The following is a 14,227-nucleotide window of genomic DNA, read 5'->3' as shown; positions in this document are numbered from 1 at the left end:
TATGAGGGAGAGTATTATTACTTCACGTTATCCTTAAGCGTGGAAACCCAAACCTCAACGCCGTCTGAATTACGAGTGGACTGGTGAGAAACCGTTGCTTCCTGAACATCGCCGAAGCCCCAGTGGGTTTCCGCTACATCAGGGAAGAGCGGCTCCAATCCCGTCAAAGGTCCACGGTATAACGCTTTGTTGATCAACGTGACGGCTTCGACCCGCGTGATGCGGTTGTTCGGCCGGAACGTGTTTCCAGGATAACCGGACAGCAAATTGTTGCGATATAATGCCTCAATGGATTCGGCAGCCCAGCTTCCTTCGATGTCCGTAAAATGGCGATTTACGGAAGCCGATGTGTCCAAGTCCAGGAAACGGGCCAGCACCGCAGCCAGTTCTCCGCGAGTGACTGGTGCATCCGGACGGAACGTATGGTCTGCGTAACCGTTGAAGTATCCTTGGGATACCGCGATTCGAATGTAATCGGTCGCCCAATGTCCTTTTCGAATATCGTTAAAGCTTGAGTTCGCGTTGCCTGTGGTTTTCTCCGAAAGACGAGCAACGATTGCAGCGAGCTCGGCCCGGGTCAAGGTATTGGACGGTTGGAATTTACCGTTAGGGAACCCGAGAATATAACGCTGATGCTGGAGATCGCCGAACCGGTCAGAGAATACTTGAACATGGACGCTATTGGATTTTTTGCTGCTACCTGCCGTAAGCTGTCCGATGATTTCATATTGAATCTCTTTGGCTGCAATCTGTCCCCACTTGATGTCCAGTTTGAAGCTGCCGGTGCTTCCGGCAGGGAGATGAGCCACATTCCAGGTTACGGTTCTGCCATCAACCTTTCCGCCGTGAGCATTCACGACTTCGGCGCCTTCAGGAAGGGTAACTTGAACCGATGCATCACGTAATGCCGCGTTGGTACGGTTAGCGTAATCGACGGTAATGGTCGACTGCGTGCCTTCTTGGACTTGCTTCTTGTCCGTGGATAGGTTCAATGTCACATCGCCCTGCGGCTGAGGTGATGGGGAAGAAGACCCAGAAGAATCCCCGCCATTACCTGATGACGGCACTGGCTGCATAGCAAAGTCAAATGCGATAATGCTCTGTCCCACATGGATGATCCCGTTTTTGATATAACTGTCGGAACCGTTAACGGCCGGGGCATTCGGTTTGGAAACCCGAGTGTCATAAGTGTAATAGCCACTTCGTTTCGCGACGATGTAATAATCGCCTTCCGGATATACCATCCATGCATATTCGCCAGCCGCGTCGGAAATTTGCGGATTGGCATTTTGGTTAGGCGCAAACCCAGCCAGTGCAGGCAAGGATACGAGTGTATTCGGCACCCGTCCTTTCTGACGGTTCAGCTCAGTGTCAGCCCAATACAATTGAACGTCTGCGCCGCTAATCACTTTTCCTGTCGATGCATCCGTGATGATGCCGTAAGGATCTATCAGGGAATATACGATCGCGGTCTGTCCGTCTTGGGTCATATCCACGTCCAAGATGGAAGCGGGACCTGCCAATACCGTACCGTCCGCCAGTTCAAGCTGGTAGGATATTTGGTATTTCCCCGGCGGGACTTGATCCAGCGAGAACGTTCCGTCATTGGCTACGTTGAGCGGCTGCTTAAAGCTGCTGCCGTTCAAGCCTTGAAGCAGTGCAACGGCTTTCCCGCTGCCGAGGACATCCCCGATGGTATCAGGGTTGGATGCTCCGCTGGCGGAAGCAACGAATAATTGACCTCTCAGCAGGTTCGAAGGTTTGATCGTTTGGCCAGGTTGTAAAGTGCCGATCGTAACCTCTTTGGTTTGCGTCAGCGTGACGTCACGCCCTCCGATTTGAACCGGAGTTTCGATATTCAACTCGTAGGTATAGTTTCCGCGCGGAACCGGAATCTGGTATGAGCCGTCCTCGCCGGTCGTTACCTCAGCCGAGAAATCAGGAATTCCGTCGTTGTTGAAATCGGATTCCACGGTAATTTTTGCGCCTGCTACCGGTTTGCCGGTGATTTGATCCACAACGATGCCGTCAATGGCGGCAGGGAAGTAATGTACGCCCTTGCTTGCTTGAACGGTTGTGCCTGTGCCAGGATCTTGTATTTCTGCGACCACGATGTCGTATAACGGCGTCGTGTCCGTTAAAACCGCAGGTTCGTATGTCCATACGGCAATCCCTTCTTCATTGGTGGTCACCGTCTTGGTTTTTCCGGAATCATATGTGATGACCACGGGTACTCCAGGAACCGGGTTGCCCTTGGAATCGGTTGCCTTAGCGGTAACCGTGACCGGAGACTTCCCGTCAGCCAATACGCCTTCAGGGGTCACCGTTACATCCAGGTTGTAAGATAATGCCTGATCATGAACATGGACGGTTTGCGTGACGGATTTTCCGTCATGCGTAGCCGTGATGATGGCCGTTCCTGGTGCTACGGCGGTAACGACGCCATTGGCATCGACCGTGGCCACCTTATCATCGGAAGATGTATATGTGGCTTTGCCTGTTACATCCTGAATGCTTTCATCCAAGGAAACCGCCGTTACCTTAGGCGTGTGCTGATCACCGGTTTGCAGCGTGACGCTTGCCGGATCGATCAACAGATCGCGCAGGCCGGAGGCCGGCGTGGTTACATCCACGGGCTGCGAAGCAGGGGATTCAATGCCGTTGCTGACGGCTTTGACGACATAGCTTTGCTTCGTTTCCGGCTTCAGGCCGGACAACACATAGCTAGTACCTGTCACTCCGTCGGCGATCAGCTGTCCATTGGCATCATAGATATTGTACGTTTGAGCGCCAGGGACGGCGTTCCACAATAATTCGGCATTGGTCGCATTCACTTGCCCAGTCGTTAACGCCGGAGCATCGATGCTTACTTTAACAATGGATTGAGTGGTCTTACCGTTATATACGGCCTCGATTACGGTGGTGCCCGCACCTATTGCCGTCAGTAAACCGTCTTCACTTATCGTAGCTACGAGTGGATTTTTAACGGTAAACTCCGTTACCTCCAGGGTAACGTCTCTACTACCGGTCTCATAAACAGACGTAACCACCGTAGGATGCGTGTAGTTTTGTGCAAGAGGACTCGTATTGAGTTTGTATTCTGGCAGATCAAAGTAGAGCCCTAAAGTAACTGGATTAGATGGAAGGGTCTCGATCGTACCGGCCGGTCCAGATATAACTGCAGTTACAGTGTATTGTGAGATCTCATCCAGATCTGCCCCCGTTAAGGTATACGAGGGAACCTGAATATTCGTGTCGAGCAGGACACCGTCCTTATAAAGACTATAATAAGTAGCTCCTGTTACAGTGTTCCACGACAGCTCATTAGCTGTTGCAGGTGTATTACCTGATGAAAGGACCGGAGCCTTCGGTACCGTAGCGTAAGCTCCACCTACCGTCACAACCTTTATCTCTCCCGATGGAGGATTATCGCCAAAATCCAGAATGGCCGTAGCTTGTCCCTGGCTATTAGTCGATTGGGATGGAGAAGTCCATACTCCTTCCTCGGAATAGAAGGTAATCGGGGCTCCCTCCACGGGATCGCCGTTTACATCAAGCGCGGTTCCTATCACTTCATACTTTCCAGGCTCAGAGGTTGGAACGACTTCAATTCTGACATCGGTTGGAGCTTGTTTGTAGACATAGCCAGTATTTGCCGTATCGATCGGCTCGAATTCGTTCGTGAAATACCATCCGAGAATATCGTGGGTTTCCATCGAGCCGCCGGTGGCGGAGGTGAATCCCGCATAAACGCCGGGATATCCGGCAAAGATTTCGTCCAGATCAATGTTGCTTGTTTCCAGAACGGGAGTTGTCGGACGTACAGCATCCTTGCTCAGGTAAACCTTAACAACCTTGGTCTGTCCATCGTAGTCGATCCAGGAGTATAGATCTTCTCCTCCAGACAGCGTAATGCCATTGAGGTTCGTTGTATACCAATCCGGATTGGTATTGTTCACACTACCGTTTTTTGCAAGTCCGATGTAGTTAGCGGATGGATCATTGACCGGGCTCGCGTTTTGGTATGTATCATACTTCACCGCAAAGCTGGGTTTGATCCCGCCGTAACCAATGCCCACACCGACTTCGCCCGCACTGTTGGATTGAGCCTGAATGGTGAAGGTGATGCCGTCGGCAGGAGAGTTGGTACGATTGTCTCCGTTTAGGCGAAACTTGAAAAAAGTGCTGAAGGAATAGTTGTTGCCCGCGGCGATCAGCTTTTTGTTAAAAGCCGTACCGAACTGGTTTCCTTGTGCCTCGGTCAGACGCAGGATATCGCGTCCTTTACTGTCTTGCATCACTTTGGCTTGGCCGTTCAGCGAGAATAAATCGACTTGCTTGGAATTGCTGAAATTATCAAGTTTATAGGTGACCCATTTGTCCTCGGGTGCCGCCGCCGCAGAGGCCGGTGCCGTCAAAGGCTGAAACGTGGCAACGAGCATACAGATCACCATAAACAAGGATCCGAATTTTCCGGATTTTTTCATGAAAATGATCATCCTCCTTCTTTTTGTATTTTGTTGATGTCCTGTACCTTCATCTCAAGCGAACCTGCACCAAGGCTGCCTTCTTGACATGGAAGGACATATTTTGACAAGCGGATATCAGAATAACAAAGCATGCTCTACAAATTCTCTACAATAGCTATACAGGTTCTCTACAGATGCTCCACTCTAAAAAGATGCGGGCGTGTCCGCCTATTGCGTAATATCCTTCAACCAGAATCTTATTGCTTTGATTGATACAGCAGCTGGCGAGAGATCGTAGGAGAAGCTCAGGTTTTGCCCCATGCAGCCAGCTGCCAGCCAAATAAATGTTCATTGACAGCGTGAATCAACATTGTGTACACTTTTTTTATTCCGACTGTTCAGTATAAATAAAATCAAGATGTCAGGTGAGAAGCGATGCCCAAATTGGGAATGGAACAAAAGCGCAGGGCAGACGTCATTAACGCCACGTTAACCTGCATCAGCTTGCATGGAATTGAAGGGATGACGCTGGATAAGGTTGCCGAGTATGCGAACTGCTCCAAGGGAGTGGTCACTTATTATTTCAAGAATAAGGATCATTTGACGACCGAAGCCTTCAAGTCGTTCCTAGCCTACTATGGGCTAAAGATCGAATCAGGCATTGAGCCTGCCATGTCAGCGGAGGAAATGATGGAGGTTGTCCTGCAGCATATGCTCCCTCCGTACAGCGAGGACACGGATCAGAAGCTGAATGTTTCGCAGCTTGACGGAGTCGATAAGATGTTTATCCCCTATGAGGATCAAGGCAAGCTCTTTGTGCAGTTTTTTTCAAAGGCCATGCTGGACCGTCATTTGCAGGAAGTTGCATCCAAGAGCTACGAACGCGATCTCCAAGGCATCGCCAAGATTATGGAATACGGTAACCGGACGGGGCAGATGTCGGTTGAAGATTCCAACAGTGCCGCCTATGGCCTGATGGCGATGGTTATTGGCCTGAGCTTCTTTAGAGTAGCGAAGGTTCCGCCCGACAAGGACGAGGATAACCGGTACATATGTGAGGATTATGTAAGAAGACTTATCAATAGAGGAGGAGTTTGATGAATATCGCGAAGGTTGAAACCGATGGAGGAACGATTGCTGTCGTTAGCGGCAGCGAGGTATTGATTAAGGATGTCCAGTCGGCCCTGGATCTCATGGCCACCGTGCAATATGAAACGGACAGCCGCCGCATTGTGATGGATCAATCGTTGATAAGCGAGTCTTTCTTCGATTTGAAGACGCGGCTTGCAGGCGACATTCTCCAGAAGTTTATCAATTATCAGGTGAAAATTGCGATCATTGGAGACTTTTCGGTTTATCCAAGCCAAAGCCTTCAAGATTTTATTTACGAATGCAATAAGGGCCATGATTTCTTTTTCTTGCCCAGTGAACAAGAGGGGATCGAACGTTTAAGCAAATGGAATAACTAAGTAGCGAATACGGGAGGAAGATCGTTGCCGGTATCTGGGTTTGATCCAAAAGGGGTTTCGATGGTGAACATTCCAGCAGGCGTAGTTCAATTAAGGGACGACCGTATAAAGTCCTCGTGGACGGTGGAAGTGCCTGCATTTCAGCTTGCATCGGTCCCTGTAACGAAGGCGTTGTATTTCTCAATCATGCCAAAGACATCCGGATGCGATGATTTGATGGAGTCCCCAGCCGTGAATATATCATGGCATGAAGCGATTCTCTTTTGTAATATGTTATCTCGGCGCGAAGGCCTGAACGAATGTTATTCGGTAACGGATGACGGTGAATCCGTCGTTTGTGACAAGGAGGCGGACGGATACCGCCTTCCCACGGAAGCGGAATGGCAATACGCTTGCAAAGCCGGGAGTCTCGGCTACCGTTACGGAGAGCTTGACGACATCGCTTGGTATGGAGGGAATTCCGGAGGCGTCCTGCATGAGGTGGGCAAAAAGCGGCCGAATGCGTGGGGGCTTTACGATATGCTCGGAAACGTATGGGAGTGGTGCTGGGATCTTTACGATCCGAACGTATACGGCTCCTACAGAGTATTCCGCGGAGGGAGCTGGGCCGAAGAAGCCAGAGGCTGCGGAGCGACATGCCGCCGCCGCAGCCACCCGACGTTTCGGATTGAGGATCTCGGGTTTCGTTTGGCGAGATCGATATCAAGAAAAAGATAAAGCTGATCCTTTAGGGTCAGCTTTTTTGATTGTGCAGCACCTCCTGAATTTCCATCAAACAGATCGAAATACCGCGGCTGTTTCCAAGATGGCTATAGAAACTTAGATGCTCCCCATTCATATTTCTCCCACTTCCCGATGTCACATAATCTAACGCGATAAACCTCGTAAATTTGCGTATAGACAAGGCTGAAAGACATCAGTAAGATTGGGTTTAACTTTTTGCGGGAGGTGTGGGGAGCTCAAGGGAGTCAAGGGTTGAATTGCCGTAGTGTTGATCAAAACCAGGAATGTCTAGGGATAAGGGGGATTCGAAGATGGTGAATGGACCAACATTCAACAATCCGATCGTAGAGCAGGCAGCCGATCCTTGGGTATGGAAGCATACGGACGGCTATTATTACTTTATGTCGACGAAACGCGATCATCTGGAACTGACGCAATCCGCAACCTTAACCGGCCTTGCGGAAGGACGGAAGAAAACGATCTGGACTCCGGAACCCGGGGGAAGGTACAGTCATAACCTATGGGCGCCGGAAATTCATCGTTTGGACAACAAATGGTACATCTATTTCACGGCGAATGACGGAGGAGGGGATGAGTCCCGCCAAATATGCGTGCTGGAGAACGCCGAGGTTGATCCGATGGAGGGACAATGGGCTTGGAAAGGCGCGCTGCCGACCCCCGTCCCCGGCTTGGACGGCACGGTCATGACCGCAGGCAACCAGCATTATTTCCTGTATGCCGGATATGGCCATTTCCCGGATTACGGGTCCGCGATCTACATCATGCGCATGTCGAACCCTTGGACATTGACGGGGGACCATGTATTGCTCACGGCTCCGACCCTGTCCTGGGAAAAACAAGGCGGAATGGCGATTAACGAAGGACCGGTCATTCTTCGGCGAAACGGCCGCATCTTTATGGTGTACTCGGCCAGCACCACTTGGTCGGAGGATTATTCGCTGGGCATGCTCACGATGGAAGAAAACGGGGATCCGATGGATCCGGAATCCTGGACCAAATCGATGCAGCCCGTATTTTGCAAAAGCGTGGAAAACGGAGTGTACGCGACCGGTCACAATAGCTTCACGCAATCGCCGGATGGCAAGGAGGATTGGATCGTTTACCATGCGCTGCCCGCGCCTGGCGTCGAGACGGCCTTGCGGTCGACCCGCATCCAGAAATTCGGCTGGAAGCCGGATGGAACTCCGGATTTCGGCGTGCCGGCCGGCGAGTCGGATGCCTTGGCCAAACCGTCCGGAGAATAATGTATGCGGATTCACAACCTTCCGAACATGCAAGGGATCGCAGTGTAAACATGGTTGAGAGCGAGTGGTAACCAGGCTGGTGTAAGCGAATAACCATAATATTTGATCTATATAAACCCCCATTTATTACAATATATCTGTAATTAATGGGGGTTTATTACGAAGAGTTGAACATGTATGACGAGAACCGCGAAAATATATGAAAATAACGGAATTTCATGAAAACCCCTTAATTCAAAAGGAGTTTTTGTGCATCTTATTATTCCCGTTATTCTCATTATCAAAATATTTTTTTGGATAATTCACAAATTTAGTTACGAAAATTGTGTTTGAAAGCGTTGACAGAATGGGGTTGTATGCTTATACTTCGGTTAAAGATACAGAATAATTGTATTAAATGGATGTGCAACAGCTGTCGGTTTCATCAATTTCACATGTGAAAGGGGAGCCATATCCAATGGCCATGATGAAGAGGATCGTGTCAGGGCGGAGGTGCTTAGACCGCGAATGACCCTTGTCATGCATCAGCCTGAAAAGACATGAAGCGTTGAACATGAAGCGAAGCTGATGGAGCAGAAACGGGATTTTGCCAATTCGAAGAGACAAAGGCTTTCAAAGACATGAAGATGCCTTGACACAAGGAGACGCTAGCTTCGAAGGATTAAAAAAGACAGATAAAAGCCTTAATACCGGACGCCCCCTGAATAACGACGGCATATGGATCCTCTAGAGCGCAGCGGCGGGGTGCTCGCAATTATTCATATCATGGGAGGTTAAGCATGAACGGAACGATGAAGCGTTTTTTCACTTTGTTATTCATATCCATCCTGATTATTTCGACGGTAACCGCTTGCAGCGGCAAGGCAAATGACAAGCCTGACAACACCGTAACCCAAGAGGAAGAAGTAGAGAAGAATGAGGTGACGTTCGAGGATATCAGCGGTGATATACGCGGAAATAAAGCACCGACGCAGGAGCAAATCGATGAGGTCAACGGCACGCTGAATGATACATACCTCGGAGATGTATTTGACGAAGTCATTCCAAGCGATTATTCCGCATATCCGGTCAAGGGCGATGTGGTGCTGGATGTTTGGATGCCTGCCAACTCCAACATCCCGGATATGAATAATCACTTGGTTCAGAAGCAGGTGGAAAAGCTCACCGGCATCAAGGTGAACTTCATTACGCCGCCGGTCGGACAGGAAGCCGATGCATTTACCTTGATGATCTCCTCCGGCGAGCTGCCGGACATCATTATTGACCCGGGCCGTTATCCGGGAGGCTTCGAAGCAGGGGTGAACGATGGCGCTTACCTCGATCTCACCGACCTGATGGAAAAGCACGCTCCGAATTATACGGCATGGCGGAACTCGGACGAAACGAGAAGAAAAACGACCGTGACCGACGACGGCAGGCTGCTGGGCTTCTACGGCATCGCGCCGTATTCCGAATGGACCTGGTTCGGCATGCTGATCAAGCAGGAGGCGCTGGATAAGACGGGACTTCCAGTCCCGAACACGATAGACGAATGGTATGAGTTCCTGAAAAAAAGCAAAGAAGTCGGATATAAGGCGCCGCTGAATTACGGCTCGACGTACGGCCAAATTTTTACCGGCATTATTAATGGCGCATATGGCGTCTGGGATTGGACCTTCGTGGACGAGAACGGCAAGGCTGCTTGGGGGCCTGCACAGCCGAAAGCCAAGGAATATCTCGCAACGATGCAGAAGTGGAACAAGGAAGGCCTGCTGAATCGGGACTGGGCTACCGCCGATTTCAATCAACGGATGGCCAGCGCGATTTCCGATGATACGGCCGTGATGATGGATTCCCCGGATACGATGTGGAGCTATTGGAAAGTGCAGAACGACATTGATTTCGTGGGGGCGCTGAATCCGGTTCTGAATGAAGGAGACAAATCCGCGACCACCTACAAAAACTTCAAAAGAACCGGAACCAGTGCAGCCATTACTACCCAGAGCAAAAATGTCGAAGCCGCTATGGCATGGCTGGATTTCAACTATTCCAAGAAAGGCTGGGAGCTGATCAACTTCGGGGAGTACGGCACCGTGCACTTGGTGGATGAGCAAGGAATGCCTTATTATCCGGAAAACAGTTATATGTACAATGATCCGGACGGTCAGCCGGTAGACGTCACGCTTTGGAAATACCGCTGGCATAGTTGGCCGAATATCCGCGACGAGCACAATGCCAATCCGTTGATCACGGCGAAAGGCAGCTATTCCGGAGATATTCGCCAGGACTGGACGGAGAACATGGACACCAGCATGGCGATGCCGCCGATCACGTTTACGAAGGAAGAGGCCTCGCGCGAAGCCGAGCTTGGGAACCAGTTGTCCACGCTGCGCGGAGAATATTTCGCGAAGATCATCATGGGCGAATTGCCGGTCGATGCTTACGATAAATTTTTGAAGGAAGCGCAAAGCATGGGGCTGGACGAATTTTTGAGTCTCCATCAGGCAGCCTTGGATCGGTATAACCAACGATAGTTTTCATAATAAGAACAGGTGGTTGATTCATGGAGATTTTACGGAAAAACAGGGGAATAGACCATGTCCGGACACCCTCGGAGCCTAAGAACACCAAGCGCTTGATTCAAAAGGACCTGAAAAAGAACTGGTTCGTTTATCTGATGGCCCTTCCCGTCGTGGCGTGGTTCTTGATCTTCTGCTACGGGCCGATGTGGGGCGTCATGATCGCATTCAAGGATTTCAAGCCTTTGCTGGGCTTCGCGGACAGCGATTGGGTGGGCTTCAAGCATTTCATCGATTTTTTCTCAGGACCCTATTTTTGGAGGGTCGTCAAGAATACGCTCCTGCTGAATGTATGGGGAATCGTCTTTGGATTTACGGCACCGATCATCCTGGCCTTGCTGCTGAATGAAGTCCGTTCTTCCAAGTTCAAGCGAACCGTGCAAACCATCACGTACATGCCGCATTTTATTTCACTGGTGGTCGTGTGCGGGATCATTCACATCTTTACGTCCAATGAGGGAGTCGTTACGCAGCTGCTTTCCTTCATAACGGGTAAAGACTATTCGTCCCTTCTCGGATACTCCAATTTGTTCCGGCCGATTTATACCTTTTCCGGAATCTGGCAGAGCATCGGCTGGGACAGCATCATTTACCTGGCTGCGATGAGCTCCATCGATCCTTCGTTATATGAAGCGGCCGATATCGACGGGGTCGGCAGGGTGAAAAAAATGTGGTACATTACGCTGCCTCAGATCAGCCCGGTCATCATCATTCTGTTTATCTTTGCGATCGGCGGATTAATGGCTTCCGGCTACGAGAAAATCATCCTGCTCTACAATCCTTTGATCTACGATACGGCGGATGTCATCGCTTCCTATGTTTACCGAAGGGGCTTGAGGGAAGCGAGCCTGAGTTATTCCACTGCCGTCGGCTTAGTAAGCTCCATCGTCAATTTCGGGCTGTTATGGATGACGAATACCATCGTGAAGCGCAGATCTGAATCCAGCTTATGGTAAGAGAGAGGGAAGGTTATGGAGGAAATCAAGCAACTCAAAGTGAAACGAAGCAGGAAGCATAAAAGCATCGGGGACCGTGTATTCGACTTTACGAACTATACGCTGTTAACCGCTTTAACGTTGGTGTGCTTTTATCCCATATTGCATATCTTGTTCGCCTCCGTCAGCGATCCCGGCGCTTTGGTGGCTCATCGAGGGGTATTGTTCAAACCGCTGGGATTCACGCTCGACGGTTACAAGCTGGTGTTTAAGGACAACAGCCTGCTCAGGGGATATATGAATACGATCATTTACGTTGGACTGGGCACCTTGGTCAATATGGTCATGACGATATTGGGCGCTTACGTGCTGTCCAGGCGGGACTTGTATTTCAAGAATTACATCATGGTCATGATTACGATCACGATGTTCTTTGGCGGAGGGCTGATTCCCTGGTTCCTGTTAATGAAAGACATCGGCTTGTACAACAATTTGTGGGCCATGATTCTTCCGACCGCTTTAAGCACATGGAACATCATCATTCTAAGGACCGGATTCCAATCGATTCCGAGAGAGCTGGAAGAAGCGGCACTGATCGACGGCGCAAGCCAGGCCAACATCCTGATCACCGTGATCTTGCCGCTGTCGAAGGCGACGCTGGCCGTAATCTTCCTGTACTATTTGGTCGGCAATTGGAACTCCTGGTTTAACGCGATGGTCCTGCTGAAGGATAGGGAATTGTTCCCGTTACAGCTGTTAATGAAGGAAATTCTGGTCGCCAACGATTCAACGGCCACCACGATCGGCAGCGCGGGCGGGGTCGTCATTAACAGCGCCCAGAGCTCGACCGCGTTCCGGGAGCTGGTTAAATATTGCGCGATCGTGGTTTCGACGGTGCCTATATTGTTGGTGTATCCGTTCCTGCAAAAGTATTTCGTGAAAGGCGTTTATGTCGGTTCGATCAAAGGCTAGGCGTTCAAACAAGCAGATAGAGAGACTGAATAATTAGGAGTGAGCAGCATCTTGACGACAGAAGTTAGCAAGGCACAAACGGTTCGCAGCGAATATCCGAGGCCCCAGTTTCAGCGTAAAGAGTGGTTAACCCTCAATGGAGAATGGGATTTCAGTTTTGACGATGAAGCCATCGGCGAGGATGCAGGGTGGTATCATTCGGAAGCGCAGGCTTCCTTTACGAGGAAGATCAACGTTCCCTTTACGTTTCAAAGCAAGCTGAGCGGCATCGACGACCCTTCCTTTCATGATGTCGTGTGGTACCGCAGAACGTTCGAAATTCCGCAGGACTGGAACGGAAAGAGGATCGTGCTTCATTTCGGCGCCGTGGATTATTTGGCCAAAGTGTGGGTAAACGGGCACTTGGTAGCCATGCATGAAGGCGGGCATACGCCATTCCAGGCCGACATTACGGCTTCGCTCGTGAAAGGAAGCAACACGCTCGTGCTGCGGGCGGAAGATTTCAGCCGCGACGTCACCCTGCCGCGAGGCAAACAATACTGGCTTGAGCACTCGGCAAGCATCTTCTACACCCGTACGACCGGCATCTGGCAAAGCGTGTGGTTGGAGCCGGTATCCCCGGTACACTTGGGCAAAACGATGATGACGCCCGATATCGACCGCAACGAAATTCGCATCCGGACCTTCCTTGAAGGCTACAAGGCGACGGAGGATCTCAAGCTGCAGATCACCGTATCCTATCAGGGCGAGTGTGTTGCCGAAGATCAATATGCCATTCGCAGCGCGGAGCAGCTGCGGACCATCGGCCTCAGCGATTTTACGGACCATGGCCTGGGACGCCTGTGGAGCCCGGAGCATCCGAATTTATATACCATCGAATTCCGCCTTGTTCAGGATGGAGACGTCGTTGACCAGGTATCCAGCTATTTCGGGATGCGGAAGGTATCGATCGAGAACGGCAAACTGTGCCTGAATAATCGCCCGTATTTCCAGCGGCTGGTGCTGGATCAAGGTTATTTTCCCGAGGGAATCCTGACGGCGCCGTCGGATGAGGCTTTGAAGCGCGACGTGGAGCTGGCGAAGGAAATGGGATTCAACGGCGTGAGAAAGCATCAGAAAACGGAGGACCCCAGATTCCTGTACTGGTGCGACAAGCTCGGCCTGCTGTTATGGAGCGAGGCGGCCAACGCGTACGAATATTCCGAGTCGTATGTTCGCCGTTTCACGGCGGAATGGCAGGAGATCATCGAGCGGGATTATAACCATCCCTGCATCATCACCTGGGTCCCGCTGAATGAAAGCTGGGGTGTTCCCAATGTGCAGATGGATAGGCGCCAGCAGCAGCATGGGCTCGCCATGTACCATCTAACGAAGTCGTTAGACGATAGCAGACCGGTTGTATATAACGACGGATGGGAGCATATGACCACGGACTTGGTCACCATTCACGATTATGAGAGCCGCCAGGAAGTGCTGGAAGAACGGTATGCAACAGCCGCGTCCGCGGTGGAAGCCATGCCGGCGAACCGAAGAATATTCGTCGGCGGCGCTTCCTATGACGGCCAACCCATTCTCGTATCGGAGTTTGGCGGCATTGCCTTCAAGAAGAGCGAATGGGAGGGCTGGGGGTATTCCGGAGCCGAGAACGAGGAGGATTATCTGATCCGGCTCAAAGCGGTGGTGGATCCGATGTTCTCTTCCCCGGTGATCCAGGGATACTGCTACACGCAGCTGACGGACGTCGAGCAGGAAATCAACGGCCTGCTTACGTATGACCGTAAGCCGAAGGCGCCGCTCGAAACCATTCGCAAAATCATGACGGGACAATAGGAGGCA

The 14,227-nt window shown here is 50.8% G+C and carries 9 protein-coding genes; 8 read left to right on the top strand and 1 reads right to left on the bottom strand.

Features of this window, described 5'->3' with window-relative positions; all coding sequences use genetic code 11:
• Nucleotides 1–17: 17 nt before the first annotated feature.
• The gene (locus tag RB297_RS23950) at nt 18–4,487 is read right to left on the bottom strand and encodes an S-layer homology domain-containing protein (protein ID WP_375121637.1); all 4,470 of its coding nucleotides are present in this window, start codon (nt 4,485–4,487) and stop codon (nt 18–20) included.
• Nucleotides 4,488–4,904: 417 nt separating this feature from the next.
• Here RB297_RS23950 and RB297_RS23945 point away from each other — a divergent pair, with 417 nt between their 5' ends.
• From RB297_RS23945 to RB297_RS23910, 8 genes are all read left to right on the top strand, one after another.
• A complete protein-coding gene (locus RB297_RS23945) occupies nt 4,905–5,567 on the top strand; it encodes a TetR/AcrR family transcriptional regulator (protein WP_375121636.1) in 663 nt (220 codons plus the stop codon).
• Entirely contained in the window at nt 5,567–5,938 is a 372-nt protein-coding gene (locus RB297_RS23940; RefSeq protein WP_375121635.1) for a DUF4180 domain-containing protein, read from the top strand. The genes RB297_RS23945 and RB297_RS23940 overlap by 1 nt, the downstream gene beginning before the upstream one ends.
• Before the next feature lie 60 nt (nt 5,939–5,998).
• Complete coding sequence (locus RB297_RS23935; RefSeq protein WP_192572575.1) at nt 5,999–6,655, top strand: formylglycine-generating enzyme family protein; 657 nt, start codon at nt 5,999–6,001, stop codon at nt 6,653–6,655.
• A gap of 317 nt (nt 6,656–6,972) precedes the next feature.
• Nucleotides 6,973–7,926, top strand: coding sequence for a glycoside hydrolase family 43 protein (locus tag RB297_RS23930; RefSeq protein WP_375121634.1), 954 nt, complete (start codon nt 6,973–6,975; stop codon nt 7,924–7,926).
• 779 nt (nt 7,927–8,705) lie between these two features.
• Nucleotides 8,706–10,439: a type 2 periplasmic-binding domain-containing protein gene (locus RB297_RS23925; protein ID WP_192570919.1), complete on the top strand. Its 1,734-nt coding sequence runs from the start codon at nt 8,706–8,708 to the stop codon at nt 10,437–10,439.
• 29 nt (nt 10,440–10,468) lie between these two features.
• Complete coding sequence (locus tag RB297_RS23920; protein ID WP_090909282.1) at nt 10,469–11,440, top strand: ABC transporter permease; 972 nt, start codon at nt 10,469–10,471, stop codon at nt 11,438–11,440.
• Nucleotides 11,441–11,455: 15 nt separating this feature from the next.
• The gene (locus tag RB297_RS23915; protein WP_277746693.1) at nt 11,456–12,391 is read left to right on the top strand and encodes a carbohydrate ABC transporter permease; all 936 of its coding nucleotides are present in this window, start codon (nt 11,456–11,458) and stop codon (nt 12,389–12,391) included.
• Nucleotides 12,392–12,442: 51 nt separating this feature from the next.
• Nucleotides 12,443–14,221, top strand: coding sequence for a glycoside hydrolase family 2 protein (locus RB297_RS23910; protein ID WP_375121632.1), 1,779 nt, complete (start codon nt 12,443–12,445; stop codon nt 14,219–14,221).
• Nucleotides 14,222–14,227: the final 6 nt, after the last annotated feature.

The sequence above is a fragment of the Paenibacillus sp. CR_12 genome (assembly GCF_041953985.1).
Lineage (GTDB): Bacteria > Bacillota > Bacilli > Paenibacillales > Paenibacillaceae > Paenibacillus_AQ > Paenibacillus_AQ lautus_A.
This window is presented reverse-complemented; position numbering and strand designations above follow the sequence as displayed.

Bases quoted from the DNA above. Each gene is read 5' to 3' on its own strand.
- RB297_RS23950 (WP_375121637.1), bottom strand. From the start codon at position 4,487: ATGAAAAAATCCGGAAAATTCGGATCCTTGTTTATGGTGATCTGTATG.
- RB297_RS23945 (WP_375121636.1), top strand. From the start codon at position 4,905: ATGCCCAAATTGGGAATGGAACAAAAGCGCAGGGCAGACGTCATTAAC.
- RB297_RS23940 (WP_375121635.1), top strand. From the start codon at position 5,567: ATGAATATCGCGAAGGTTGAAACCGATGGAGGAACGATTGCTGTCGTT.
- RB297_RS23935 (WP_192572575.1), top strand. From the start codon at position 5,999: ATGGTGAACATTCCAGCAGGCGTAGTTCAATTAAGGGACGACCGTATA.
- RB297_RS23930 (WP_375121634.1), top strand. From the start codon at position 6,973: ATGGTGAATGGACCAACATTCAACAATCCGATCGTAGAGCAGGCAGCC.
- RB297_RS23925 (WP_192570919.1), top strand. From the start codon at position 8,706: ATGAACGGAACGATGAAGCGTTTTTTCACTTTGTTATTCATATCCATC.
- RB297_RS23920 (WP_090909282.1), top strand. From the start codon at position 10,469: ATGGAGATTTTACGGAAAAACAGGGGAATAGACCATGTCCGGACACCC.
- RB297_RS23915 (WP_277746693.1), top strand. From the start codon at position 11,456: ATGGAGGAAATCAAGCAACTCAAAGTGAAACGAAGCAGGAAGCATAAA.